Origin of the sequence: Enterobacter cloacae (assembly GCF_011078175.1) — a bacterium.
In the GTDB taxonomy this organism is placed as follows: domain Bacteria; phylum Pseudomonadota; class Gammaproteobacteria; order Enterobacterales; family Enterobacteriaceae; genus Enterobacter; species Enterobacter cloacae_Q.
Genome location: NZ_JAALCJ010000005.1, coordinates 147,014 through 172,885, shown reverse-complemented (window position 1 = coordinate 172,885; position 25,872 = coordinate 147,014). Strand labels below are relative to the sequence as shown.

Sequence of the window (25,872 nt, the reverse complement as noted above, 5' to 3'; positions counted from 1 at the left end):
TTTAACAGCTTTCCCGCAGGCACAGGCTGGACGCGATGGGTGTATGGTCGCGCCAGCCCCCGTCATTCAGACGTTCCAGTAACGCTTTCCCGGCTTCAATGCCAATCTTGCGATGCGGCACCGCCATCGTCGTCAGCGGCGGCTGACAGACGCGGCTGACGTCGCTGTCGCCAAAGCCCACTACTGCTAAATCGTCCGGCACTTTGATGCGCCGACGCTGGCACTCATACAGCGCGCCGCAGGCCAGCTCATCTGAAACACACACCAGCGCGTCCAGCTCTGGCCACGCCAGCAGAAACTCAGGCAGCTGTGCCGCGCCCGTCGAAAAGCTCGGCGGCATGGCCGCGTTGATCACCCGGTTCGGCGACAGATGGTGGCGCAGCATCGCTTTGTACCAGCCCTGCAAATGCTGCTGGAAAATCCACTGCTCCTGGTTAGCGCACAGCAGGCCGATATTCTGATAGCCGCGCTGAATCACCATTTCGGTGAGTTCATACATGGCGGCGACGTTATCAATCCCGATATTCATATCAATCGGGTCGGCGCGCATGGCACCCATTTCCATCACCGGGATCGAGGCATTTTTTAACCAGTGGCGAACGGTATCAGTGTGCTCGACGCTGAGTAAAATCGCCGCGGCGATATTCGATGCCAGCAGCGTTTCGAGCAGTTTCTCTTCCTGTTCAAGTCGATGCTGTGATTCCGCCAACATGATCTGATATCCCGCTGGCTGGAGCACCTGCTGTAGCCCGGCGAACATCTCGGAACAGCCAGCTTCAGAAAGATTGGGAACTACCATGGCAATCGTCCATGACGACGCCGATGCCAGCGCGCTGGCGGCAAGATTGGGCATATAACCCAGCTCCTGCACCGCGGCTTCAATTTTTTCACGCAGTTTATCGGAAACCTGTTCGGGCGTGCGGAGGGCACGGGAAACAGTCATCGTGCCTACGCCGGCAAGCTGTGCGACATCCGCGAGCGTTACTTTTCCGGTACTGCGCCGTTTTCGGGTTAAAGACATACATCTTCCTGCTGACAGGACGCGATTCAGTTTCATCCTTCATTTTACGTGACAGGCAGTATACGCCTTAAATCCCTTTTTTTGCTGTGATTTCGCACCATGATAGCAATTTGATAGCGCTATCACAGTTCTGCATGTTAGTCGTTGGTAGCGCTATCTTTGTGATCCCGATCGCAGTCATTGATTGATGGGTTGAATAGAGTTTGCCCATGTGTGGTCGTTAGCGGGAGTGAAAAGTGCTCAATAAGTGGATATATGATACAACCATCATCCTCCGGGATAGCGTTGAAAACTGGCCCCAGGCGCTGGAACTGTGCGCGAAACCGCTGCTGGATTTGCAGGTCATTACGCCGGAATATGTCACGGCGATTATCCACCAGCACCACACGTTAGGTCCCTACTATGTGTTGGCTCCCGGGCTGGCAATGCCGCATGCGCGACCGGAAGAAGGGGCGAAAGGACTTGGCCTGTCATTATTAAAACTGAAACAGGGCGTCTCATTTGGTGCCGGTGAGTTTGACCCCGTCGATGTGATTGTGATGCTGGCGGCGCCGGACAAGCATAGCCATATCGAAATGATCTCAGCCCTGGCGGAATTATTTTCCAGCGACGAAGATATGGCTGATTTACATCGGGCGAATACGCTGGAGGAGATAAAAACCATCATCGATCGCTTCTGATTTAATTATTTAATCCGATTCATCTCAACATTACGCGTCAGCGTGATGGGGCGTACTCTACTCAAAAAAGGGGATAACAATGAAAATCATGGCTATTTGCGGCTCCGGCCTGGGCAGCAGTTTTATGGTCGAAATGAATATTAAAAAGGTGCTTAAAAAACTGGAGATCGAGGCCGAGGTAGAACACTCCGATCTCTCCTCGGCCACGCCGGGCGCGGCGGACCTGTTTGTAATGGCGAAAGACATTGCCGCCAGCGCCAGCGTGCCGGAAAGCCAGCTGGTGGTAATTAACAATATCATCGATATCAACGAACTCGAAGCGCAATTGCGCGCCTGGTTCGAAAGACAATAATCCTGATTAGGCGAGGTGGATATGTTTATCCTTGAAACGCTGAATTTCGTTGTTGATATTTTAAAAGTCCCTTCAGTCCTGGTCGGGTTAATTGCCCTGATTGGTCTGGTGGCGCAGAAAAAAGCTTTTTCTGATGTGGTAAAAGGCACGATTAAAACCATTCTTGGCTTTATTGTTCTGGGCGGTGGCGCCACCGTACTGGTAGGCTCTTTAAATCCTCTGGGCGGTATGTTTGAGCACGCTTTTAATATTCAGGGAATTATTCCCAATAATGAAGCTATTGTATCCATTGCCCTGGAAAAATACGGTGCCTCTACCGCACTGATTATGGCCTTCGGTATGGTGGCGAATATTATCGTCGCACGCTTTACCCGCCTGAAGTACATCTTTCTGACCGGGCACCACACTTTCTACATGGCGTGCATGATTGGCGTGATCCTGACGGTCGCAGGCTTCGAGGGAGTAGGGCTGGTCTTTACCGGTTCATTGATCCTCGGCCTGATTATGGCCTTCTTCCCGGCGATTGCGCAGCGCTATATGAAGCGTATTACCGGTAACGATGAGATCGCCTTCGGTCATTTCGGCACGCTGGGCTACGTGCTGTCCGGCTGGATCGGCAGCAAAGTCGGCAGAGGCTCGCGCTCCACCGAAGAGATGAACCTGCCGAAGAACCTGAGCTTCCTGCGCGACAGTTCAATCTCCATCTCGCTGACCATGATGATTATTTACCTGATCATGGCGGTGAGCGCCGGACGTGATTACGTGGAGGCCACCTTCAGCGGCGGCCAGAACTACCTGGTGTACGCCATCATTATGGCCATCACCTTCGCGGCAGGCGTGTTCATCATCTTGCAGGGCGTGCGCCTGATTCTTGCGGAAATCGTCCCGGCCTTTACCGGCTTCTCGGAAAAACTGGTGCCCAATGCGCGGCCTGCGCTGGACTGTCCGGTGGTCTACCCGTATGCGCCAAACGCGGTGCTGATTGGCTTCCTGTTCAGCTTCCTCGGCGGGATTGTGGGCTTGTTCATCTGCGGCCAGTTCAGCTGGGTGCTGATCCTCCCGGGCGTAGTGCCGCATTTCTTCACTGGTGCCACGGCGGGCGTATTTGGTAACGCCACCGGCGGACGTCGCGGGGCGATGATTGGCGCGTTTGCTAACGGCCTGCTGATCACCTTCCTGCCGGTCCTGCTGCTGCCAGTGCTGGGCGCGATTGGCTTTGCAAATACGACCTTCTCGGACGCTGACTTCGGTGCGGTCGGGATTGTGCTCGGCAATCTGGCGCGCTTCCTGTCACCGCTTGCCATTACCGGACTGGTTGTCGTGTTGTTTGCGCTGCTGGTGGCCTACAACGTCTTCGCTAAAAACAAACCTGCGGGCGGTAACGCGCAGGAAAACCCCGGAGCCAAATCATGAATGAGAATGAGATAACCGAACTGGCGCGTCAGATCCGCCTTGAGACCCTTAAGTCCCTGACGCAGCTGGGCTTTGGCCACTACGGCGGCAGCATGTCAGTCGTTGAAACGCTGGCGGTGCTGTACGGCGCGGTGATGAAAATTGACCCGGCCGATCCGGACTGGCCAGAGCGCGACTATTTTGTCCTGTCAAAGGGCCATGCGGGACCGGCGTTATACAGCACGCTGGCGATTAAGGGCTACTTCCCGGTTGAAGAGCTGAGCACGCTGAACCAGAACGGAACGCGTCTGCCCAGCCACCCGGATCGCCTGAAAACCCGCGGCGTAGATGCCACCACCGGTTCGCTGGGGCAGGGGATCTCCATCGCTGGCGGCATGGCGCTGTCGCACAAGCTGGCAGGAAGGCCAAACCGGGTGTTCTGCATCGTCGGTGACGGGGAACTGAACGAAGGCCAGTGCTGGGAAGCTTTCCAGTTTATCGCTCACCATCGTCTGAACAACCTGACCGTGTTCGTGGACTGGAACAAACAGCAGCTCGACGGCGAGCTGGACGAAATCATCAGCGCCTTCGACCTGGAAGGCAAATTCCGCGCCTTTGGCTTTGACGTGGTGACGGTCAAAGGGGACGACATTCCGGCACTGCTGGAGGTGACCGCGCCGATCCCTGCGGCCGATGCGCGTCCGCGGGTGGTGATCCTCGACAGCATCAAAGGGCAGGGGGTGCCATACCTGGAACAGCTCAGCAACTCGCATCACCTGCGATTAACCGAGGAGAGCAAAGCGGCGCTCAACGAGACGATTCGCCAACTGGAGGCTTCACATGATTAAGCTTGCACCGGCAGGACAAAAAGATACCGTTGAGATGCGTAAGGTCTACGCGGGTTTTGTGGCAAAACAGATTGAGGCCGGGAGCGAGATTATTGCGCTCGAAGCGGATCTGATGAGTTCGATGGCGATGGACGGCGTAGCGCGTGATTATCCACAGCACGTCATCAACTGCGGCATTATGGAGGCCAACGTGATTGGGACGGCCGCCGGGCTGTCGCTCACCGGACGGAAGCCGTTCGTCCATACCTTTACCGCCTTTGCCAGCCGTCGCTGCTTCGACCAGCTGTTTATGTCCCTGGACTACCAGCGCAATAACGTGAAGGTGATTGCCTCGGATGCGGGCGTGACGGCCTGCCACAACGGCGGGACGCATATGTCGTTTGAAGATATGGGCATCGTGCGCGGTCTGGCGCATTCGGTCGTGCTGGAGGTGACCGATGCGGTGATGTTCGAAGATGTGCTGCGTCAGCTTATCGACCTGGAAGGCTTTTACTGGGTGCGCACCATCCGTAAGCAGGCGCCGAGCGTGTATGCGCCAGGCTCAACCTTCGCTATCGGCAAGGGCAACGTGCTGCGCGAGGGAACCGATATTACCCTGATTGCTAACGGCATTATGGTGGCGGAAGCGCTGGAGGCGGCGCGCCAGCTTGAACAGGAGGGGGTAAGCGCAGCGGTCATCGACATGTTTACTCTGAAGCCCATCGACCGGATGCTGGTGAAAAACTATGCCGAGAAAACCGGGCGCATCGTGACCTGTGAAAACCACAGCATTCACAACGGGCTGGGGTCGGCGGTAGCGGAAGTGCTCGTGGAAACCTGTCCGGTGCCGATGCGTCGGGTAGGGGTCAAGGAGCGTTACGGCCAGGTGGGGACGCAGGACTTCCTGCAGAAGGAGTATGGCCTGACGGCACATGACATTGTGTCGGCGGCGCGAGAGTTGCTGTAATAAGAAAGGCGACCCTTTGTGGTCGCCTTTTTGTTGCCCGGTGGCGCTAGCGCTTACCGGGCCTGCGGTCCTGTAGGCCGGATAAGCGAAGCGCCATCCGGCAAAGCATTATTGCTGCTGCGAAGACTGGATCGCCGTCAGCGCGATGGTGTAGACGATATCGTCAACCAGCGCACCACGGGACAGGTCGTTCACAGGTTTGCGCATGCCTTGTAGCATTGGCCCGATGGAGATCAGGTCTGCTGAACGCTGTACCGCTTTATAGGTGGTGTTACCGGTGTTCAGATCCGGGAAGATGAACACGGTAGCGCGACCTGCAACCGGCGAGTTCGGCGCTTTGGATTTCGCCACGTCAGCCATGACGGCGGCATCGTACTGGAGCGGGCCGTCGATCATCAGGTCAGGACGTTTTTCCTGGGCAATACGGGTCGCTTCACGCACTTTCTCAACGTCGCTGCCAGCACCAGAGGTACCGGTGGAGTAGGAGAGCATCGCTACGCGCGGCTCGATGCCGAAGGCAGTCGCGGAGTCTGCGGACTGGATTGCGATTTCTGCCAGCTGCTCTGCGGTTGGATCCGGGTTGATCGCGCAGTCGCCGTAAACGTAAACCTGTTCAGGCAGCAGCATGAAGAACACGGAGGAGACCAGAGAGCTGCCCGGTGCGGTTTTGATCAGCTGCAACGGTGGACGGATGGTGTTCGCGGTGGTGTGAACCGCACCGGAAACCAGACCGTCTACTTCGTCCTGCTCCAGCATCAGCGTGCCCAGCACCACGTTGTCTTCCAGCTGCTCGCGCGCAACGGCTTCGGTCATGCCTTTGTTCTTACGCAGCTCAACCAGACGGGCAACGTAGCTTTCGCGAACGACTTCTGGGTCAACGATTTCGATGCCAGCGCCCAGCTCAACGCCCTGCGACGCCGCAACGCGGTTGATTTCATCCGGGTTACCCAGCAGCACACAGGTCGCGATACCGCGCTCTGCACAGATGGCCGCCGCTTTAACGGTACGTGGTTCGTCGCCTTCTGGCAGAACCACGCGTTTGCCCGCTTTACGCGCCAGCTCGGTCAGCTGGTAGCGGAAGGCCGGAGGAGACAGACGACGGCTGCGCTCGGAGGTCGCGGTCAGGGATTCGATCCAGTCTGCGTTGATGTAGCCCGCAACGTATTCCTGAACTTTCTCGATACGCTCGTGGTCATCAACCGGCACTTCGAGGTTGAAGCTTTGCAGGCTCAGGGAGGTCTGCCAGGTGTTGGTGTTCACCATGAAGACTGGCAGGCCAGTGGCGAACGCACGTTCGCACAGCTTGCTGATACGCGCGTCCATTTCGTAGCCGCCGGTAAGCAGAATCGCACCGATCTCCACGCCGTTCATCGCCGCCAGGCAGGCAGCAACCAGCACGTCCGGACGGTCTGCGGAGGTCACCAGCAGGGAACCTGCGCGGAAGTGCTCCAGCATGTGCGGAATGCTGCGCGCACAGAAGGTAACGGACTTCACGCGGCGGGTGTTGATATCGCCTTCGTTGATCACGGTGGCGTTCAGGTGACGCGCCATATCGATTGCACGGGTGGCGATCAGATCGAAGCTCCATGGCACCGCGCCCAGAACAGGCAGCGGGCTGGAATCCTGCAACTTCGCCGGGTCAACTTTGATGATTTTCGCTTTGGACGAGTCGTCAAAAATTTCGGACAGGTCTGGACGCGTACGGCCCTGCTCATCTACTGGCGCGTTCAGTTTGTTAACAATCACGCCAGTGATGCTGGTGTTTTTCGCACCGCCGAAGCTGCTGCGCGTCAGTTCGATACGCTCTTTCAGCTGCTCTGGGGTATCTGTGCCCTGAGACATCACAAAAACAATCTCTGCGTTCAGGGTTTTCGCGATTTCAAAGTTCAGAGACTGGGCAAACTGGTGTTTACGGGTCGGGACCAGGCCTTCAACCAGCACCACTTCCGCGTCCTGCGCGTTAGCGTGATAGTTGGCGATGATCTCTTCCATCAGCACGTCTTTCTGGTTGCTGGAGAGCAGAGACTCAACGTGGCTCATCTTCAGCGGTTCAGCCGCTGGCAGATTGGAATTTTTACGGACGATAGTGGTGGTCTGGTCTGGCGCATCGCCACCGGCACGTGGCTGGGCGATAGGCTTAAAGACGCTCAGACGAACGCCTTTGCGTTCCATAGCGCGGATCACGCCGAGGCTGACGCTGGTCAGGCCGACGCTGGTTCCGGTAGGGATCAGCATAATAGTACGGGACACGGTTTATCCTCTTTCGTTACCGCCGCGATTGGGCGGGTTACAAAACAGCACCGCCAGCATTGCTGGCGGTGTGGAATCAGGCAGTCAGGCGGTGCGCGTCTTGCGCGATGACCAGCTCTTCGTTGGTTGGGATAACGATAGCAGGGCGGGTGCCTTCTTTGTTGATGAAGCCAGACTTGCCGAAGCGGGCAGCCAGGTTACGCTCGTGATCAACGTCGAAGCCCAGAACGCCCAGTTTACCCAGGGACAGTTCACGCACCATTGCCGCGTTTTCACCGATACCACCGGTGAAGATAACCGCGTCCAGACGACCGTCCATCAGTGCAGTGTAAGAACCGATGTACTTCGCCAGACGGTGGCAGTAAACGTCCATTGCACGTTTAGCGTCTTCTTTCGCGTCGTAGTTGTCTTCAACGTAACGGCAGTCGCTGGTGACTTCGGTCAGACCCAGCAGGCCAGACTCTTTGGTCAGCATTTTGTTGATTTGATCAACGCTCATGCCCAGGTTGTCGTGCAGGAAGAAGATGATCGCCGGGTCGATGTCACCGGTACGGGTACCCATCACCAGACCTTCCAGCGGGGTCAGACCCATAGAGGTATCAACACATTCACCGTTGCGGATAGCCGAAACGGAACCACCGTTACCCAGGTGGCAGGTGATGATGTTCAGCTCTTCAACCGGCTTGTTCAGGACTTTCGCGGCTTCCTGCGTCACATAGTAGTGGCTGGTACCGTGGAAGCCGTAGCGACGTACGCCGTGCTCTTTATACAGGTTGTACGGCAGGGCGTAGAGGTAAGACTCTTCCGGCATGGTCTGATGGAACGCGGTGTCGAACACGGCAACGTTTTTGTCTTTCAGATTCGGGAAGGATTTCAGCGCTTCAGTGATACCGATCAGGTGAGCAGGGTTGTGCAGTGGCGCAAACGGCGCAGCATCTTTGATACCCTGGATCACGGTGTCGTCAATGATCACGGATTTGGTGTATTTTTCGCCGCCGTGGACGATACGGTGACCAATCGCGGTCAGCTGAGCAGACAGTTCTGGTTTTTGTGCCAGAATAGTGTTAACGATAAAGTTCAGCGCTTCACTGTGAGCGGCGCCTGCACCTAAAGCCGCTTCTTGTTTGCTGCCGTCCATCTTCCACTTGATACGTGCTTCAGGCAGATGGAAACATTCGGCCAAACCAGAGAGGTACTCGTCACCGTTGAGCGCATCGAGGATGGCAAATTTCAGTGAGGAGCTACCGCAGTTCAGAACCAGTACTAACTTACTCGACATGGAAGTACCTATTATTGATACGTGGCTAAAAAAACGTCAGTGAGTCTAAAAGCGTAACGCATGCTGACCCAGACATTTATGATTAACATCATGCCAAACGAACATTCTGGCAGGATGGAAGAAATACCTATGATTTTAAGCCATTTTGAACATTTTTCAGACAATGGCATAATATGCGATAATTTGACGAGTTTACACTTATCGTCTACGGCCTATCAGGCTGGCACAGGATACCCGATACGGGGTAGCGATGACAAAATATTTTGAACGTTGTCATAGCCTGTTGTGGTTTTGCACGAAAATTTTAATTTTTATATGTGAAGTTGAGGTACAGCCATGTCAACACCCGAAATCCCGTCCGTGAACTTCTTCAGTCTGTTTCGCCGGGGGCAGCATTACTCAAAGACGTGGCCAATGGAAAAGCGCCTCGCGCCGATGTTTATTGAAAATCGCACCATCCGTGCCACGCGCTACGCGATTCGCTTTATGCCCCCGATTGCCGTTTTTACCCTATGCTGGCAAATAGCGTTAGGTGGACAACTGGGGCCTGCCGTCGCGACGGCGCTCTTTGCGTTAAGCCTGCCGATGCAGGGGTTATGGTGGTTAGGTAAACGTTCCGTCACGCCACTTCCTCCCTCTATTTTACACTGGTTTTATGAAGTGCGTGGAAAACTGGAAGAGGCCGGCCAGGCGCTTGCCCCAGTGGAAGGCAAGCCGGATTACCAGGCGCTCGCGGACACCCTCAAGCGCGCGTTTAAACAGCTTGATAAAACATTCCTCGATGACTTGTGATTGATCATCGAAACGACGACCAAAAGAAGGCACAGTAACAATCAGTTACCGTGTCTTTTTTTTACAGTGCAATGCGCTACAGGAGTCGAAAGATGGAAATGACCCATGCTCAACGTCTGATTTTGTCTAACCAGTACAAGATGATGACTATGCTTGATCCCGATAACGCTGCGCGCTACAGCCGCCTGCAAACCATTGTTGAACGTGGCTTTGGCTTGCAAATGCGCGAACTGGATCGCGAATTTGGCGAACTGAAAGAGGAAACCTGCCGTATCGTTATCGACATCATGGAGATGTACCATGCGCTTCATGTGTCCTGGACCAATCTGAAGGACCAGCAGTCCATTGACGAGCGCCGCGTGACGTTCCTGGGCTTTGATGCCGCGACGGAAGCGCGCTATCTGAGCTATGTGCGCTTTATGGTGAATACCGAAGGGCGCTACACCCATTTTGATGCAGGTACGCACGGCTTCAACGCCCAGACCCCGATGTGGGATAAATATCAACGTATGCTGAGCGCGTGGCACGCCTGTCCGCGTCAGTACCATTTAAGCAGCAACGAAATTCAACAAATCATTAATGCCTGACGGAGGTGCGTGTGCAGTGTAAAGGTTTTCTGTTTGATCTGGACGGTACGCTGGTGGATTCGCTGCCGGTAGTGGAGCGCTCATGGTGCCACTGGGCCGACCGGCACGGCATCGACCATCAGGACGTACTGAATTTCATCCATGGCAAACAGGCCATTACCTCATTGCGGCATTTCCTTGCGGGACGTTCTGAGGACGAGATTCAGGCGGAGTTCCGCTATCTTGAGCAGGTTGAAGCTACCGATACCGAGGGCATCACCGCGCTGCCCGGTGCGCGTGAACTGCTTGAGCACCTGAATGAAGCGCAGATCCCGTGGGCTATCGTCACTTCCGGCTCGGTTCCCGTCGCGCATGCCCGTCATAAAGCGGCAGATTTACCGACGCCGGACGTTTTCATTACCGCTGAGCGCGTGACGCGCGGCAAGCCTGAGCCGGATGCCTTTCTGCTCGGCGCTGAACTGCTTGGCCTTGCGCCAGCGGAGTGCGTCGTGGTGGAAGACGCGGCGGCAGGCGTTCTGGCTGGGCTGAAGGCGGGATGCCACGTCATCGCAGTCAACGTCCCGGCGGAGTCCCCCCGGCTGGAGGAGGCGGATTATGTGCTAAACACGCTGAACGCCCTCGACGTCTCGAAAGCGTCTGACGGCATTGTAACTGTCTCGCTAAAAATGTAATCCCATGATATAGCCCCGCATTACCGGGGCTTTTTTATGGCAAAATTGCTTCTCCTCCACTGACAAGGACATGTTGTGAACGGTGAACTGATTTGGGTCCTGAGCCTGCTGTTAATCGCCATCCTTCTTTTTGCAACGGGCAAGGTGCGCATGGATGCCGTCGCCCTGTTTGTGATTGTCGCTTTCGTTCTGAGCGGTACGCTTTCCCTGCCGGAGGCTTTTTCCGGCTTTAGCGATCCCAACGTTATTTTGATTGCCGCCCTGTTTATTATTGGCGACGGGCTGGTACGCACCGGCGTGGCGACGATGATGGGGGCGTGGCTGGTTGAGGTGGCGGGCAGCAGTGAAACCAAAATGCTGATTTATTTGATGCTGACGGTCGCCGGGCTGGGCGCGTTTATGAGCTCTACGGGGGTCGTGGCCATCTTTATTCCGGTCGTGTTAAGCGTCTGCATGAGAATGCAGATTTCCCCGTCGCGGCTGATGATGCCGTTGAGCTTTGCCGGGCTTATCAGCGGCATGATGACGCTGGTCGCGACGCCGCCGAACCTCGTCGTGAACAGCGAGCTGATCCGTGAAGGGTTTGAGGGGTTTAGCTTTTTTAGCGTTACGCCGATCGGGCTGGTAGTACTGGTGATGGGCATTATCTATATGCTATTGACCCGTTTCGCGCTGAAAGGGGAGAAGCAGGACAAAACCAAAGAGGGCTGGAAGCGGCGCACTTTCCGCGATCTGATTAAAGAGTACCGTCTGACCGGGCGTGCCCGACGTCTGGCTATCCGCCCGGGGTCGCCTATGGTGGGGCAGCGGCTGGATGACCTTAAGCTACGCGAACGCTATGGCGCGAACGTCATCGGGGTTGAGCGCTGGCGTCGTTTTCGTCGGGTGATCGTTAACGTGAACGGGGTGTCCGAGTTTCGCGCGCGTGACGTCCTGCTGATTGATATGTCCACCGCGGACGTGGATCTGCGGGAGTTTTGTAGCGAGCAGCTGCTGGAGCCGATGGTGCTGCGCGGCGAGTATTTCTCCGACCAGGCGCTGGATGTGGGAATGGCCGAGGTGTCGCTGATCCCCGAATCAGAATTATTGGGCAAAACCGTGCGTGAAATCGGCTTTCGTACCCGCTATGGCCTCAACGTGGTGGGCCTGAAGCGCGATGGCGTAGCCCTTGAAGGGGCGGTGGTGGATGAGCCGATCCTGCTGGGGGATATCTTCCTCGTGGTCGGCAACTGGAAACTGATTAGCCAGCTCGGGCAGAAAGGCCGCGATTTTGTGGTGCTGAATATGCCGATTGAAGAGAGCGATGCATCACCGGCGCACAGCCAGGCGCCCCATGCGATTTTTTGCCTGGTATTGATGGTTGCCCTGATGCTGACGGACGAGATCCCTAACCCGGTGGCGGCGATAATCGCCTGTCTGTTAATGGGCAAATTCCGCTGTATCGACGCCGAAAGCGCCTACAAAGCGATTCACTGGCCGAGCATCATTCTTATTGTCGGGATGATGCCTTTTGCCCTGGCGCTACAGAAAACCGGCGGGGTGGATTTGATCGTGAAAGGCTTAATGGACGCGGGCGGGGGATATGGTCCGTACCTGATGATGGTTTGCCTGTTCGTCATGTGCGCCACCATTGGTTTATTCATCTCCAATACCGCCACGGCGGTGTTGATGGCACCCATTGCGCTGGCGATGGCGAAATCGATGGGCGTTTCACCGTATCCATTTGCGATGATGGTTGCGATGGCGGCATCCGCAGCATTTATAACGCCGGTCTCTTCCCCGGTCAATACGCTGGTGCTGGGGCCAGGGAACTATAAGTTTAGCGATTTCGTGAAGATTGGCGTGCCGTTCACCGTGCTGGTGATGCTGGTGTGCGTGGTGTTAATTCCGGTTCTGTTCCCGTTTTGAGATCATCGCCGGGTGGCGGACGCGCCTTAGCCTTACCCGGCCAACTCGACTTGTTGGCCCTGCAAGCGCAGCGCCGCAGGGCGAACCGTTAAAGCGGCGAATCCTGGCTGATCTCATCCAGCGACAAATGGAAGCTCGGCACAAACACCGCCATAAAGTAGTCCATCTCCTCGCTACGGCGAGAGTCGAGCGTTTTCTCCAGGCGTGATTTCGCCAGCAAAAACTCGTTATTCCCGGCGGACAGCTCTTCCAGACATTTCAGGTAGGCGCACAGCGCATCGGCCTGCTTAACCAGGGATTTCTCCTCTTCCGTATACTGATGCTCGTCGAGCAGCGGCTCAAAGATATCGCGCAGCTCTTCAGGCACCATGTCGATCAGCTTCTGCTGGGCAATCTTCTCAATGGCCTTATATTCCTGCGCAATCTGCGAGTTGAAATATTTCACCGGCGTCGGCAGATCCCCGGTCAGCACTTCCGATGCATCGTGGTACATCGCCAGCAGGGCGATACGTTCGGCATTCACCTGCCCGTTGAATTTGCGGTTTTTAATCGCGGCCAGCGCGTGCGCGACCATGGCAACCTGTAAACTGTGCTCAGACACATTTTCAGTACGCACGTTGCGCATCAGCGGCCAGCGGTTGATGAGTTTCAGGCGGGAGAGGTGGGCAAAGAAATGACTCTGACTCATAGGTTACCTTATGTCTTCACTGCGACAGACTTCATTGTGCGGGGAGGGGAGGGAAGATGCAAATTTGCGGATGTTGCAGGCCGGGTAAGCGCACGGCTACCCGGCGGAAAGTCAGCGTTACTGATGGTATCCGGAGAGGAAGCGCCCGAAGCGGCTGATGGCCATTTCGAGATCGTCTTCGCGCGGCAGGGTGACGATACGCACATGATCCGGCCACGGCCAGTTAAACGCCGTACCCTGAACCAGCAGCACTTTTTCCTGCAACAGGAAGTCGAGCACCATTTTCTGGTCGTCGTGAATATTGAAGCGCTTCGCGTCGATTTTCGGGAACATGTACAGCGCGCCGTTAGGCTTCACGCAGGAGACGCCCGGAATATCGTTAATCAATTCCCATGCGCGGTTGCGCTGTTCATACAGGCGGCCGCCTGGGACGATAAACTCACTGATGCTTTGATAGCCCCCGAGCGCGGTCTGGATCGCATGTTGCGCCGGTACGTTGGCGCACAGACGCATGGATGCCAGCATCTCCAGCCCTTCAATATAGCCTTTCGCATGTTTTTTTGGACCGTTCAGTACCATCCAGCCCTGACGGAAGCCGGCCACGCGGTAAGTTTTAGACAGTCCGTTAAAGGTGACCGTTAGCAGATCGGGCGCCAGCGCGGCGATAGAGTGGTGCTGCGCCGCGTCATACAGGATCTTGTCGTAAATTTCATCGGCAAAGATGATCAGGTTGTGCTGGCGGGCGATCTCGACGATCTCCATCAGCAGCTCTTTTGAGTAAACCGCGCCCGTCGGGTTATTCGGGTTAATAATCACGATACCACGGGTGCGTGGGGTTATTTTGGCGCGAATATCATCCAGATCCGGGAACCAGTCAGACGATTCGTCGCACAGGTAGTGCACCGCTTTACCGCTGGATAAGGACACCGCAGCCGTCCACAGGGGATAGTCCGGGGCGGGAACCAGCATTTCGTCGCCGCTGTTGAGCAGCGCCTGCATCGCCTGAACGATCAGTTCCGAGACACCGTTGCCAATGTAGATATCTTCAACGGTGACGTCGCGCATGCCGCGAGCTTGATAATGCTGCATGATGGCTTTACGGGCGGAGTAGAGCCCTTTTGAATCGCAGTAGCCTTGTGCAGTGGGCAGGTTACGGATCACATCCACCAGGATCTCATCCGGCGCTTCAAAACCAAAAGGCGCGGGGTTGCCGATGTTGAGTTTCAGAACCTTATTGCCTTCCTCTTCAAGGCGTTTTGCCTCTTTGAGAACCGGGCCACGGATGTCGTAACAGACGTTGTCGAGCTTGCTGGATTTTTCGATAGGGGACATGAACCTTTAACCTTTTCGCTATTATTGCAACTTCCTGCCGTGGAAGTGTGCACGGAACAATGTACTCCCACCACGCTTCGTTTTGAAGGGTACACAGAAGAAGATTTTGTACAACCGGCAAGTGCCGCTGCGATCGCTTACTCTAACGAGGGAGTGATTTTGCGCCTGAATTTACCACGATAAGGTCGATTTGCAGGTATTTTATGCTGATATTTCAATTTAAATATGAATATTGTTCTGTAGTAAATAAAAAACCGATCCGGGCTGAGGCATAAGTCCCTATGAGTAATCATTCGTAAAACCTGAATGCTGAGATACCGATTGCCATATTAGCAAAGCCAGGTTAAAAGTTACTCATGTGAAATTAATGTTAAGGGTTATTAATGAATGGCCTGAATCTAAATTAAACTTTATTTATTATTAACGACGAAAATGCAACTTTCGTTAATTTTAATAAAAAGAGTGTAGTTGCTTATCATTGGCGGTAAATCCTTTATATTGCAATAAGACTTATAAATATAGTGGATTTGGGTTAAGATGTGTTTCGGGATTGCAGTATAGCGATAGGCCTGTTACGTATATCGCCGTCTGCTTCCCTTTATTAATCGATTGTTATTGTTAAAGTTATCTCTGGCTGATTGGGTAAGTCACTTCTTGCTACGTTGGCAATGCTGCGATATAGATGGCAGAAAACATGTCTTACTCTTAATGGTATTTACATCGACCTGCAAACAACGAAATATCCTGAATGCAAGAGCATAAAAATAACGTCATGAAACGTGATTTCTGACTGTTGATATACCACAGTACAATAACTATCTGTCAGGCAGTCTGCCGGGCCGGGATGCGAGGGAAACTCTTCAGAAGGAATTGCTTAACTGTTACACACAGCTTCAACCCGGGCAGCTCCGCACGAGCAACCTGAAAGTGAAAAGATATGATAAATGCAAATCGTCCGATAATGAATCTCGACCTCGATCTGCTGAGAACGTTTGTTGCGGTCGCCGATCTCAACACTTTTGCAGCAGCTGCTGCCGCCGTTTGCCGTACCCAGTCCGCCGTGAGTCAGCAAATGCAGCGGCTGGAACAACTGGTGGGTAAAGAGCTTTTTGCGCGTCATGGACGTAATAAGCTTTTAACAGAACATGGTATTCAGCTTCTGGGTTATGCCAGAAAGATACTGCGCTTTAATGATGAAGCCTGTATGTCATTAATGTTTAGCAACCTTCAGGGGGTGTTAACATTAGGGGCGTCAGATGAATCAGCAGATACCATTCTGCCCTTCCTTCTCAATCGGATTAGCTCGGTTTATCCGAAGCTTGCCCTGGACGTTAGCGTTAAACGCAATGCCTTCATGGTTGAGATGTTGAACGAAAACGAGGTTGACCTGGTGGTCACCACGCATCGACCCGGCCAGTTTGACTGCCTGACGCTGCGTACCTCCCCTACGCACTGGTATTGTGCCGCGGAGTATGTATTGCAAAAAGGTGAGCCAATACCCCTGGTCTTGCTGGACGATCCCAGTCCGTTCCGCGATATGGTGCTGGCTGCGCTCAACGAAGCCAGTATCCCATGGCGTCTGGCGTATGTGGCATCAACATTGCCTGCTGTACGCGCGGCAGTGAAGGCCGGGCTTGGCGTAACGGCCCGTCCGGTGGAGATGATGAGCCCCGACCTGCGTGTGCTGGGTCACTCAGAGGGACTTCCGTCGTTGCCGGATACTGAGTACATGTTGTGCCATAACTCCGCCAGCAACAACGAGCTGGCGAAAGTGGTATTCGAGGCAATGGAAAACTACCACAATCCATGGCAGTACGCGGCTGTTACTCCAGAAGGAGGGGATGATTCCCTGATCGTGGAAGGGGATTTTGAATGAACGTTCCATCAAAATTCTCGTAACAAAATGTAAGTGTAAAAAAGAGCCATTCGCATGATTTTTTCCTGCGAGTGGTTTTTTTTGCTTTTGATAACCATGTACGGAAGAGGGGGAAAGCAAATATCGCTTATATATCAATGAGGATAATGCTTTTGGTGAAGATATAAACAATACCTGTACTAACTTGCCTCATACCCCGCCGATGTTAAAAAAAGAGGAAATATGTTGCTGTTTTTTTGATTGAATTAACAAAAGCGTGTCTCAGATCAAGAAAATACTCCTATTTGGGGGGAGGAATCGTTGGCAAATCCTGTCAAAATAGGAGGGTTATTTTTTTTACTTCCAAAACGGACACGATTCAACAAGATGCATTTGACGGAAAGTCATGTACCCACCAGGGTTAAAGGGCACCAAATGTTAATGAGAATCGCACGTTGTAATTTAATGTGAAGAAACCTTTGTTAAAGTTGACAAAAGGTTATAGAAAGGAGTAAAAAACCCCATCATTTTGCTGTCTATGTCTCATTTCTGACAGTTAGTGTAAGGTTTTTTTGTTCCTCCCCATGAATCGATGTGATGCCCATCTGCCAGCAAGAGCAGTGTCGTCGGTATCACTTTTGATGAGTAAGCAATGAGTATGTCAACATCCACAGAAGTCATCGCTCATCACTGGGCATTCGCAATCTTTCTTATTGTAGCCATTGGCCTGTGCTGCCTGATGCTAGTCGGCGGCTGGTTCCTGGGCGGTCGCGCCCGCGCAAGGCACAAAAACACACCTTTTGAATCAGGTATTGATTCAGTAGGTACCGCTCGCTTACGCCTGTCTGCCAAGTTCTACCTGGTGGCCATGTTCTTCGTCATTTTTGACGTGGAAGCGCTTTACCTCTTCGCGTGGTCTACCTCCATTCGCGAAAGTGGTTGGGTGGGCTTTGTCGAGGCCGCAATTTTCATTTTAGTGTTACTGGCCGGTCTGGTTTATCTGGTGCGTATTGGCGCGCTGGACTGGACACCTGTGCGTTCACGCCGTGAACACATCAATCCGGAAAACAGTATCTCTAATCGTCAGCAGTAACAGCGAGGCAATAAGATGGATTATACGCTCACCCGCATAGATCCTAACGGTGAGAATGACCGTTACCCCCTGCAAAAACAGGAGATCGTAACCGACCCCCTGGAGCAAGAAGTCAACAAAAGCGTGTACATGGGCAAGCTCGAACATGCCATGCACGATATGGTCAACTGGGGTCGTAAGAACTCCATCTGGCCATACAACTTTGGCCTTTCTTGCTGCTACGTTGAAATGGTGACGTCATTCACTGCGGTGCATGACGTTGCGCGTTTTGGGGCCGAGGTACTGCGTGCTTCTCCACGTCAGGCTGACCTGATGGTGGTGGCCGGGACCTGCTTTACCAAAATGGCACCGGTTATTCAGCGTCTTTATGACCAGATGCTGGAGCCAAAATGGGTTATTTCCATGGGCGCATGTGCAAACTCGGGCGGTATGTACGACATTTACTCCGTTGTGCAGGGCGTTGATAAGTTCATTCCGGTGGATGTCTACATCCCGGGGTGCCCGCCGCGTCCAGAGGCCTATATGCAGGCGCTGATGCTGCTACAGGAGTCAATCGGTAAAGAACGCCGCCCACTCTCATGGGTTGTTGGCGATCAGGGTGTCTATCGCGCGAACATGCAGTCCGAGCGCGAGCGTAAACGTGGTGAACGTATTGCCGTCACCAACCTGCGTACGCCTGACGAAATTTAATTTTGCGCCTGTAGGCCTGGAGAACACCTTCGCATATCACTACTCAAATAGCGCGAAGCCAGGCTCAACAGTCACCACGGACCATTTGCAATGGTGAACAATATGACCGACTTAACCGCGCAAGAAGCCGCCTGGCAGACCCGGGATCATCTCGATGACCCCGTCATTGGCGAACTGCGCAACCGTTTTGGGCCGGATGCCTTTACCGTTCAGGCCACCCGCACCGGGGTACCCGTTGTTTGGGTGAAGCGTGAGCAATTACTGGAAGTTGTCGATTTCCTCAAGAAATTGCCAAAACCTTACGTCATGCTGTTTGACTTACACGGCATGGATGAGCGTCTGCGTACTCACCGCCAGGGTCTTCCTGCTGCGGATTTTTCCGTTTTCTACCACCTGATCTCAATAGACCGCAACACGGATATCATGCTCAAGGTGGCATTGTCTGAAAACGACATGCATCTGCCGACGATCACCAAACTTTTCCCGAACGCGAACTGGTACGAGCGTGAAACGTGGGAAATGTTCGGCATGACCTTCGACGGCCACCCGCATCTGACGCGCATCATGATGCCTCAGACCTGGACCGGCCACCCGCTGCGTAAAGACTACCCGGCACGTGCGACCGAATTCGATCCGTTTGAGCTGACCAAAGCCAAGCAGGATCTGGAGATGGAAGCGCTGACCTTCAAGCCGGAAGACTGGGGCATGAAGCGCGGTACCGAAAACGAGGACTTCATGTTCCTCAACCTTGGTCCAAACCACCCGTCTGCGCACGGTGCGTTCCGCATTATTCTCCAGCTTGATGGCGAAGAGATTGTCGACTGCGTACCTGACATCGGCTATCACCACCGTGGTGCTGAGAAGATGGGCGAGCGTCAGTCCTGGCACAGCTACATTCCGTATACCGACCGTATCGAATACCTCGGCGGCTGCGTCAACGAAATGCCATACGTGCTGGCCGTTGAGAAACTGGCAGGTATCACTGTCCCGGATCGCGTCAACGTGATTCGCGTCATGCTGTCAGAGCTTTTCCGTATCAACAGCCACCTGCTGTACATCTCCACGTTCATTCAGGACGTCGGCGCGATGACCCCGGTCTTCTTCGCCTTTACCGACCGTCAGAAAATCTACGATCTGGTAGAGGCTATTACCGGTTTCCGTATGCACCCTGCCTGGTTCCGCATCGGTGGCGTGGCGCACGACCTGCCGCGCGGTTGGGATCGCCTGCTGCGTGAATTCCTCGACTGGATGCCGAAACGTCTGGCGTCCTATGAGAAAGCCGCGCTGCGCAACTCCATCCTGAAAGGCCGTTCCCAGGGCGTTGCAGCCTACGGCGCGAAAGAAGCGCTGGAGTGGGGAACCACAGGTGCTGGCCTGCGTGCGACCGGGATTGATTTCGACGTGCGTAAAGCTCGTCCTTACTCTGGTTATGAGAACTTCGACTTTGAAGTCCCGGTTGGCGGCGGCGTTTCCGACTGCTACACCCGCGTGATGCTGAAAGTAGAAGAACTGCGCCAGAGCTTGCGCATCCTTGAGCAGTGCCTCAACAACATGCCGGAAGGGCCGTTCAAGGCGGATCACCCGCTGACGACGCCGCCGCCGAAAGAGCGCACGCTGCAACATATCGAAACCCTGATCACCCACTTCCTGCAAGTTTCTTGGGGTCCGGTCATGCCGGCACAAGAATCCTTCCAGATGATTGAAGCGACCAAGGGTATTAACAGCTACTACCTCACCAGCGACGGCAGCACCATGAGCTACCGCACCCGCGTGCGTACGCCAAGCTTCGCGCACTTACAGCAGATCCCGGCCGCCATTCGCGGCAGTCTGGTCTCCGACCTGATTGTGTATCTGGGTAGTATCGATTTTGTTATGTCAGATGTGGACCGCTAATTATGCACGAGAATCAACAACCACAAACCGAGGCTTTTGAGCTGAGTGAAGCAGAGCGTGCCGCCATTGAGCACGAGATGCACCACTACGAAGACCCGCGTGCGGCGTCCATTGAAGCGCTGAAAATCGTACAGAAACAGCGTGGTTGGGTGCCGGATGGGGCGATCTATGCGATCGCAGAAGTGCTGGGCATTCCGGCAAGTGACGTCGAAGGCGTAGCCACGTTCTACAGCCAAATCTTCCGTCAGCCGGTAGGCCGCCATGTGATCCGCTACTGTGACAGCGTAGTCTGCCACATCACCGGCTATCAGGGCATTCAGGCTGCGATTGAGAAGAAGCTCAATATTAAGCCGGGCCAGACTACGTTCGATGGACGCTTTACTCTGCTGCCAACCTGCTGCCTGGGTAACTGCGACAAGGGGCCGACCATGATGATTGATGAGGACACTCACAGCCATCTGACGCCGGAAGCGATTCCTGACCTGCTGGAGCAGTACAAATGAAAACTGTAATTCGTACTGCTGAGACGCATCCGCTGACCTGGCGTCTGCGCGATGACAAACAGCCGGTTTGGCTCGACGAATACCAGAGCAAAAACGGCTATGCCGGGGCGCGTAAAGCCCTCGGCGGCATGGCGCCGGACGACATCGTTAACGCGGTGAAAGAGTCTGGCCTGAAAGGCCGCGGCGGCGCGGGCTTCTCCACCGGTCTGAAGTGGAGCCTGATGCCGAAAGATGAATCCATGAACATCCGTTACCTGCTGTGTAACGCCGATGAAATGGAGCCGGGTACCTATAAAGACCGCCTGCTGATGGAACAGCTGCCGCACCTGCTGGTGGAAGGCATGCTGATCTCCGCGTTCGCGCTGAAAGCGTACCGTGGCTACATCTTTCTGCGCGGTGAATACATCGAAGCGGCTGAAAACCTGCGTCGCGCGATTGCCGAAGCCACCGAAGCCGGTCTGCTGGGTAAAAACATCCTGGGCACCGGGTTTGATTTCGAACTGTTCGTGCACACCGGTGCCGGGCGTTACATTTGCGGCGAAGAAACCGCGCTGATTAACTCCCTGGAAGGCCGCCGCGCGAACCCGCGTTCCAAGCCACCGTTCCCGGCCAGTTCCGGCGTGTGGGGTAAACCGACCTGCGTCAACAACGTCGAAACCCTGTGTAACGTTCCGGCGATCCTCGCGAACGGCGTGGAGTGGTATCAGGGTATCTCCTCAAGCAAAGATGCCGGTACCAAGCTGATGGGCTTTTCCGGCCGCGTGAAGAATCCTGGCGTCTGGGAACTGCCGTTCGGCACCACCGCACGTGAAATTCTTGAAGACTACGCCGGCGGCATGCGCGATGGCCTGAAATTCAAAGCCTGGCAGCCGGGTGGGGCAGGAACAGACTTCCTGACCGAAGCCCACCTTGACCTGCCGATGGAATTCGAAAGCATTGGTAAAGCAGGCAGCCGTCTGGGTACGGCGCTGGCGATGGCCGTCGACCACGAGATCGGCATGGTATCGCTGGTGCGTAACCTGGAAGAGTTCTTCGCCCGTGAGTCCTGCGGCTGGTGTACCCCGTGCCGTGACGGTCTGCCGTGGAGCGTGAAGATCCTGCGAGCTATCGAGCGTGGCGAAGGCCAGCCTGGCGATATCGAGACACTTGAGCAACTGTGTCGATTCTTAGGGCCAGGTAAAACCTTCTGTGCCCACGCGCCGGGCGCCGTCGAGCCGCTGCAAAGCGCGATTAAATATTTCCGCGACGAATTCGAAGCAGGCATCAAGCAGCCATTCAGCAATACCCATTCAATCAATGGTATTCAGCCGAACCTGCTGAAAGCGCGCTGGTAAAAACAGAATTTTGATTAACGCTCGAAGCAATTCGAGCCAACTGGAAGCATGCTAATGGCTACGATTCATGTAGACGGCAAAGAATACGAAGTCAACGGGGCGGACAACCTGCTGGAAGCTTGTCTGTCTCTCGGCCTCGATATTCCGTACTTTTGCTGGCATCCGGCGCTGGGCAGCGTCGGTGCTTGCCGCCAGTGTGCGGTGAAGCAATATCAAAACGCGGAAGACACGCGTGGTCGCCTGGTGATGTCCTGTATGACGCCAGCCGCCGAAGGCACCTTTATTTCGATTGATGACGAAGAAGCCAAACAGTTCCGTGAAAGCGTGGTGGAGTGGTTGATGACTAACCACCCGCACGACTGTCCGGTTTGTGAAGAGGGCGGTAACTGCCACCTTCAGGATATGACCGTCATGACCGGTCACAGCTTCCGTCGCTATCGCTTTACCAAGCGTACCCACCGTAACCAGGATCTGGGGCCGTTCATCTCGCACGAAATGAACCGCTGCATCGCCTGCTACCGCTGCGTGCGTTATTACAAAGACTACGCAGACGGTCAGGATCTGGGCGTGTATGGCGCGCACGACAACGTCTACTTCGGTCGTCCGGAAGACGGTACGCTTGAGAGCGAATTCTCCGGTAACCTGGTAGAAATCTGTCCGACCGGCGTATTCACGGATAAAACCCACTCCGAGCGCTACAACCGTAAATGGGACATGCAGTTTGCACCAAGCATCTGCCAGCAGTGTTCCCTCGGCTGTAACACCAGCCCGGGCGAGCGTTACGGCGAGCTGCGTCGTATCGAAAACCGTTACAACGGTACCGTTAACCACTACTTCCTCTGCGACCGCGGTCGTTTCGGCTATGGCTACGTGAACCTGAAAGACCGTCCGCGTCAGCCGGTTCAGCGCCGTGGCGACGACGTCATCACCCTCAACGCCGAGCAGGCGATGCAGGGCGCGGCAGATATTCTGCGTCAGTCGAAGAAAGTGATCGGCATAGGCTCCCCGCGCGCCAGCATCGAAAGCAACTTCGCCCTGCGTGAGCTGGTTGGGGCGGAAAACTTCTATACCGGTATCGCCCAGGGCGAGCAAGAACGTCTCCAGCTGGTACTGAAGGTGCTGCGTGAAGGCGGTGTCCACACGCCTGCGCTGCGCGAAATCGAATCTTATGATGCGGTTCTGGTGCTGGGTGAAGACCTGACGCAGACCGGCGCACGCGCAGCTCTGGCGGTTCGCCAGGCGGTGAAAGGTAAAGCACGTGAAATGGCAGCGGCGCAGAAAGTGGCTGACTGGCAGATTGCCGCAATCCTCAATATCGGTCAGCGCGCGAAGCATCCTCTGTTTGTGACCAACGTCGACAACACCCGTCTGGACGATATCGCCGCGTGGACCTACTGTGCGCCGGTTGAAGATCAGGCGCGTCTTGGCTTTGCTATCGCCCACGCGCTGGACAACAACTCTCCAGCCGTTGAGCTGGATCGCGACCTGCAAAACAAGGTCGACGTGATTGTTCAGGCCCTGGCGGGTGCGAAGAAACCGCTGATCATTTCCGGTACCAACGCCGGAAGCGCTGAAATCATTCAGGCCGCAGCGAACGTTGCCAAAGCCCTGAAAGGCCGCGGTGCCGACGTCGGTGTGACCATGATTGCCCGTGCGGTGAACAGCATCGGTCTGGGCATGATCGGCGGCGGCTCGCTGGAAGACGCGTTAAGCGAACTGGAATCCGGTTCTGCTGACGCCGTTGTGGTGTTGGAAAACGACCTGCATCGCCATGCTTCTGCCGCTCGCGTTGACGCTGCGCTCTCTAAAGCCCCGCTGGTGATGGTGATTGACCATCAGCGCACCGCGATCATGGACAAAGCGCACCTGGTGCTCTCTGCGGCAAGCTTCGCAGAAAGCGACGGTACCGTTATCAACAACGAAGGCCGCGCACAGCGTTTCTTCCAGGTTTATGACCCGGCCTACTACGACAGCAGCACCGTGATGCTGGAAAGCTGGCGCTGGCTGCACTCTCTGCACAGCACCGTGCAAAGCCGTGAAGTGGACTGGACGCAGCTCGACCACGTTATCGACGCGGTTGTTGAGAAACTGCCTCAGCTGGCGGGCATTAAAGACGCCGCGCCTGACGCCAGCTTCCGCATTCGCGGCCAGAAACTGGCGCGTGAACCGCACCGCTACAGCGGCCGTACCGCAATGCGCGCCAACATCAGCGTGCACGAACCACGTCAGCCGCAGGATAAAGACACCATGTTTGCCTTCTCTATGGAAGGGAACAACCAGCCGTCTGCGCCGCGTTCGCAAATCCCGTTTGCATGGGCACCGGGCTGGAACTCCCCGCAGGCATGGAACAAGTTCCAGGCTGAAGTGGGTGGTCACCTGCGCCATGGCGATCCGGGCGTGCGTCTGATTGAAGCCTCCGAAACCGGTCTGGACTTCTTCACCACCGTTCCGGCGAGATTCCAGGCGCAGGAAGGTCAGTGGCGTATTGCACCGTACTACCATCTGTTCGGTAGCGACGAGCTGTCCCAGCGTTCTCCGGTCTTCCAGACCCGTATGCCGCAGCCGTACATCAAGCTCAATCCGGCGGATGCCGTGAAGCTTGGCGTTAACGCGGGTGCGAACATTGCCTTTAGCTACGACGGCCAGACCATCAGCCTGCCGCTGATTATCTCTGAACGCCTGTCAGCAGGGCAGGTGGGGCTGCCAATGGGGATGCCTGGCATCGCGCCGGTCCTGGCGGGTGCGCATCTTGATAACCTTCAGGAGGCAAAAGCATGAGTTGGTTAACGCCGGATCTTATCGACATCCTGCTGAGCATTCTGAAAGCGGTTGTGATTCTGCTGGTGGTTGTCACCTGCGGCGCCTTCATGAGCTTTGGTGAACGTCGTCTGCTCGGTCTGTTCCAGAACCGTTATGGACCGAACCGCGTGGGCTGGGGTGGTTCACTCCAGCTGGTCGCGGACATGATTAAGATGTTCTTTAAAGAGGACTGGGTTCCGCGCTTCTCGGACCGCGTAATCTTTACGCTGGCGCCGATGATCGCCTTCACCTCGCTGCTGCTGGCGTTTGCTATCGTTCCGGTCAGCCCGACCTGGGTGGTCGCTGACCTGAACATCGGCATTCTGTTCTTCCTGATGATGGCAGGCCTCGCGGTTTACGCGGTGCTGTTCGCAGGCTGGTCCAGTAACAACAAATACTCGCTGTTGGGTGCGATGCGTGCTTCCGCGCAGACGCTGAGCTACGAAGTGTTCCTGGGTCTCTCCCTGATGGGCGTGGTGGCGCAGGCCGGTTCATTTAACATGACCGACATCGTCAACAACCAGGCCGACATCTGGAACGTGATCCCGCAGTTCTTTGGGTTTATTACCTTTGCTATCGCGGGCGTGGCGGTATGTCACCGTCACCCGTTTGACCAGCCAGAAGCCGAACAGGAACTGGCCGACGGTTACCACATTGAATATTCCGGTATGAAGTTCGGTCTGTTCTTCGTGGGCGAGTACATCGGTATCGTCACCATTTCTGCGTTGATGGTCACGCTGTTCTTTGGTGGCTGGCATGGCCCGTTCTTACCGCCGTTCATCTGGTTCGCGCTGAAAACCGCGTTCTTCATGATGATGTTCATTTTGATTCGCGCAGCGTTACCGCGTCCGCGTTATGACCAGGTAATGTCCTTCGGCTGGAAAGTGTGCCTGCCGCTGACGCTCGTCAACTTGTTGGTAACGGCGGCTGTCATTCTCTGGCAGCAGCCATAAGGGGCT

General features: G+C 55.1%; 22 protein-coding genes. 17 read left to right on the top strand and 5 right to left on the bottom strand.

The genetic code is table 11. From position 1 onward, the window contains the following. Position 1: 1 nt before the first annotated feature. On the bottom strand, positions 2 to 1,021 hold the full coding sequence (locus G6Q29_RS12750; RefSeq protein ID WP_165465877.1) for a LacI family DNA-binding transcriptional regulator: 1,020 nt from the start codon (positions 1,019 to 1,021) through the stop codon (positions 2 to 4). A gap of 236 nt (positions 1,022 to 1,257) precedes the next feature. Here G6Q29_RS12750 and G6Q29_RS12745 point away from each other — a divergent pair, with 236 nt between their 5' ends. From G6Q29_RS12745 to G6Q29_RS12725, 5 genes are all read left to right on the top strand, one after another. Continuing rightward, a complete protein-coding gene (locus G6Q29_RS12745) occupies positions 1,258 to 1,701 on the top strand; it encodes a PTS sugar transporter subunit IIA (protein ID WP_165465876.1) in 444 nt (147 codons plus the stop codon). Between the two features lie 79 nt (positions 1,702 to 1,780). Next, positions 1,781 to 2,053, top strand: coding sequence for a PTS sugar transporter subunit IIB (locus G6Q29_RS12740; RefSeq protein ID WP_003861447.1), 273 nt, complete (start codon positions 1,781 to 1,783; stop codon positions 2,051 to 2,053). A 21-nt stretch (positions 2,054 to 2,074) separates the two neighbouring features. Further along, entirely contained in the window at positions 2,075 to 3,466 is a 1,392-nt protein-coding gene (locus G6Q29_RS12735; RefSeq protein ID WP_165465875.1) for a PTS ascorbate transporter subunit IIC, read from the top strand. Next, positions 3,463 to 4,293, top strand: coding sequence for a transketolase (locus G6Q29_RS12730; RefSeq protein WP_165465873.1), 831 nt, complete (start codon positions 3,463 to 3,465; stop codon positions 4,291 to 4,293). Before G6Q29_RS12735 ends, G6Q29_RS12730 begins: the two co-directional genes overlap by 4 nt. Next, the gene (locus G6Q29_RS12725) at positions 4,286 to 5,239 is read left to right on the top strand and encodes a transketolase family protein (protein ID WP_165465872.1); all 954 of its coding nucleotides are present in this window, start codon (positions 4,286 to 4,288) and stop codon (positions 5,237 to 5,239) included. Before G6Q29_RS12730 ends, G6Q29_RS12725 begins: the two co-directional genes overlap by 8 nt. A gap of 108 nt (positions 5,240 to 5,347) precedes the next feature. Here the strand turns inward: G6Q29_RS12725 and pta are convergent, their stop codons facing one another. Beyond that, positions 5,348 to 7,489, bottom strand: coding sequence for a phosphate acetyltransferase (pta, locus tag G6Q29_RS12720; protein ID WP_165465870.1), 2,142 nt, complete (start codon positions 7,487 to 7,489; stop codon positions 5,348 to 5,350). A gap of 76 nt (positions 7,490 to 7,565) precedes the next feature. Then, positions 7,566 to 8,768, bottom strand: a complete 1,203-nt coding sequence (gene ackA, locus G6Q29_RS12715) for an acetate kinase (RefSeq protein ID WP_165465869.1) — start codon at positions 8,766 to 8,768, stop codon at positions 7,566 to 7,568. A 336-nt stretch (positions 8,769 to 9,104) separates the two neighbouring features. Between ackA and yfbV the strand changes: the two genes are divergently transcribed. The 4 genes from yfbV (at position 9,105) to G6Q29_RS12695 (ending at position 12,726) form a co-directional block, all read left to right on the top strand. After that, positions 9,105 to 9,560, top strand: a complete 456-nt coding sequence (gene yfbV / locus G6Q29_RS12710) for a terminus macrodomain insulation protein YfbV (RefSeq protein WP_006811387.1) — start codon at positions 9,105 to 9,107, stop codon at positions 9,558 to 9,560. 92 nt (positions 9,561 to 9,652) lie between these two features. Next, positions 9,653 to 10,147, top strand: a complete 495-nt coding sequence (locus G6Q29_RS12705; RefSeq protein WP_008502874.1) for a YfbU family protein — start codon at positions 9,653 to 9,655, stop codon at positions 10,145 to 10,147. Positions 10,148 to 10,158: 11 nt separating this feature from the next. After that, positions 10,159 to 10,818 carry a sugar phosphatase gene (locus G6Q29_RS12700; protein ID WP_165465868.1) on the top strand — a complete coding sequence of 220 codons (660 nt, stop codon included), beginning with the start codon at positions 10,159 to 10,161 and terminating at the stop codon, positions 10,816 to 10,818. A 75-nt stretch (positions 10,819 to 10,893) separates the two neighbouring features. Next, positions 10,894 to 12,726, top strand: coding sequence for an SLC13 family permease (locus G6Q29_RS12695; protein WP_165465866.1), 1,833 nt, complete (start codon positions 10,894 to 10,896; stop codon positions 12,724 to 12,726). A gap of 88 nt (positions 12,727 to 12,814) precedes the next feature. Here the strand turns inward: G6Q29_RS12695 and yfbR are convergent, their stop codons facing one another. Together yfbR and alaA are read right to left on the bottom strand one after the other, a co-directional pair. Beyond that, on the bottom strand, positions 12,815 to 13,414 hold the full coding sequence (yfbR, locus tag G6Q29_RS12690) for a 5'-deoxynucleotidase (protein WP_165465864.1): 600 nt from the start codon (positions 13,412 to 13,414) through the stop codon (positions 12,815 to 12,817). A gap of 117 nt (positions 13,415 to 13,531) precedes the next feature. Beyond that, entirely contained in the window at positions 13,532 to 14,746 is a 1,215-nt protein-coding gene (gene alaA, locus G6Q29_RS12685) for an alanine transaminase AlaA (RefSeq protein WP_003861471.1), read from the bottom strand. A 937-nt stretch (positions 14,747 to 15,683) separates the two neighbouring features. On the opposite strand from alaA, the gene lrhA reads away from it, so the two are divergent. The 8 genes from lrhA to nuoH all read left to right on the top strand — a co-directional run bounded on the left by lrhA (position 15,684) and on the right by nuoH (position 25,866). Beyond that, on the top strand, positions 15,684 to 16,622 hold the full coding sequence (lrhA, locus tag G6Q29_RS12680) for a transcriptional regulator LrhA (RefSeq protein ID WP_165465863.1): 939 nt from the start codon (positions 15,684 to 15,686) through the stop codon (positions 16,620 to 16,622). 631 nt (positions 16,623 to 17,253) lie between these two features. After that, entirely contained in the window at positions 17,254 to 17,694 is a 441-nt protein-coding gene (gene nuoA / locus G6Q29_RS12675) for an NADH-quinone oxidoreductase subunit NuoA (RefSeq protein WP_003861475.1), read from the top strand. Between the two features lie 15 nt (positions 17,695 to 17,709). Further along, positions 17,710 to 18,384 carry an NADH-quinone oxidoreductase subunit NuoB gene (gene nuoB, locus G6Q29_RS12670; RefSeq protein WP_003861482.1) on the top strand — a complete coding sequence of 225 codons (675 nt, stop codon included), beginning with the start codon at positions 17,710 to 17,712 and terminating at the stop codon, positions 18,382 to 18,384. Positions 18,385 to 18,474: 90 nt separating this feature from the next. Further along, a complete protein-coding gene (gene nuoC, locus G6Q29_RS12665) occupies positions 18,475 to 20,277 on the top strand; it encodes an NADH-quinone oxidoreductase subunit C/D (protein ID WP_003861484.1) in 1,803 nt (600 codons plus the stop codon). Between the two features lie 2 nt (positions 20,278 to 20,279). After that, complete coding sequence (gene nuoE, locus G6Q29_RS12660; RefSeq protein ID WP_003861486.1) at positions 20,280 to 20,780, top strand: NADH-quinone oxidoreductase subunit NuoE; 501 nt, start codon at positions 20,280 to 20,282, stop codon at positions 20,778 to 20,780. Next, the gene (nuoF, locus tag G6Q29_RS12655; RefSeq protein WP_003861487.1) at positions 20,777 to 22,114 is read left to right on the top strand and encodes an NADH-quinone oxidoreductase subunit NuoF; all 1,338 of its coding nucleotides are present in this window, start codon (positions 20,777 to 20,779) and stop codon (positions 22,112 to 22,114) included. The genes nuoE and nuoF overlap by 4 nt, the downstream gene beginning before the upstream one ends. 54 nt (positions 22,115 to 22,168) lie before the next feature. Beyond that, on the top strand, positions 22,169 to 24,892 hold the full coding sequence (nuoG, locus tag G6Q29_RS12650; RefSeq protein WP_165465862.1) for an NADH-quinone oxidoreductase subunit NuoG: 2,724 nt from the start codon (positions 22,169 to 22,171) through the stop codon (positions 24,890 to 24,892). Then, positions 24,889 to 25,866 carry an NADH-quinone oxidoreductase subunit NuoH gene (nuoH, locus tag G6Q29_RS12645; RefSeq protein ID WP_003861490.1) on the top strand — a complete coding sequence of 326 codons (978 nt, stop codon included), beginning with the start codon at positions 24,889 to 24,891 and terminating at the stop codon, positions 25,864 to 25,866. Before nuoG ends, nuoH begins: the two co-directional genes overlap by 4 nt. The last annotated feature ends 6 nt before the right edge of the window (positions 25,867 to 25,872 follow it).

Excerpts from the sequence above, each read along its gene's own strand:
- G6Q29_RS12750 (WP_165465877.1), bottom strand. The coding sequence starts at position 1,021 with ATGTCTTTAACCCGAAAACGGCGCAGTACCGGAAAAGTAACGCTCGCG.
- G6Q29_RS12740 (WP_003861447.1), top strand. The coding sequence starts at position 1,781 with ATGAAAATCATGGCTATTTGCGGCTCCGGCCTGGGCAGCAGTTTTATG.
- G6Q29_RS12735 (WP_165465875.1), top strand. The coding sequence starts at position 2,075 with ATGTTTATCCTTGAAACGCTGAATTTCGTTGTTGATATTTTAAAAGTC.
- G6Q29_RS12730 (WP_165465873.1), top strand. The coding sequence starts at position 3,463 with ATGAATGAGAATGAGATAACCGAACTGGCGCGTCAGATCCGCCTTGAG.
- G6Q29_RS12725 (WP_165465872.1), top strand. The coding sequence starts at position 4,286 with ATGATTAAGCTTGCACCGGCAGGACAAAAAGATACCGTTGAGATGCGT.
- ackA (WP_165465869.1), bottom strand. The coding sequence starts at position 8,768 with ATGTCGAGTAAGTTAGTACTGGTTCTGAACTGCGGTAGCTCCTCACTG.
- yfbV (WP_006811387.1), top strand. The coding sequence starts at position 9,105 with ATGTCAACACCCGAAATCCCGTCCGTGAACTTCTTCAGTCTGTTTCGC.
- G6Q29_RS12705 (WP_008502874.1), top strand. The coding sequence starts at position 9,653 with ATGGAAATGACCCATGCTCAACGTCTGATTTTGTCTAACCAGTACAAG.
- yfbR (WP_165465864.1), bottom strand. The coding sequence starts at position 13,414 with ATGAGTCAGAGTCATTTCTTTGCCCACCTCTCCCGCCTGAAACTCATC.
- alaA (WP_003861471.1), bottom strand. The coding sequence starts at position 14,746 with ATGTCCCCTATCGAAAAATCCAGCAAGCTCGACAACGTCTGTTACGAC.
- lrhA (WP_165465863.1), top strand. The coding sequence starts at position 15,684 with ATGATAAATGCAAATCGTCCGATAATGAATCTCGACCTCGATCTGCTG.
- nuoA (WP_003861475.1), top strand. The coding sequence starts at position 17,254 with ATGAGTATGTCAACATCCACAGAAGTCATCGCTCATCACTGGGCATTC.
- nuoB (WP_003861482.1), top strand. The coding sequence starts at position 17,710 with ATGGATTATACGCTCACCCGCATAGATCCTAACGGTGAGAATGACCGT.
- nuoC (WP_003861484.1), top strand. The coding sequence starts at position 18,475 with ATGGTGAACAATATGACCGACTTAACCGCGCAAGAAGCCGCCTGGCAG.
- nuoE (WP_003861486.1), top strand. The coding sequence starts at position 20,280 with ATGCACGAGAATCAACAACCACAAACCGAGGCTTTTGAGCTGAGTGAA.
- nuoF (WP_003861487.1), top strand. The coding sequence starts at position 20,777 with ATGAAAACTGTAATTCGTACTGCTGAGACGCATCCGCTGACCTGGCGT.
- nuoG (WP_165465862.1), top strand. The coding sequence starts at position 22,169 with ATGGCTACGATTCATGTAGACGGCAAAGAATACGAAGTCAACGGGGCG.
- nuoH (WP_003861490.1), top strand. The coding sequence starts at position 24,889 with ATGAGTTGGTTAACGCCGGATCTTATCGACATCCTGCTGAGCATTCTG.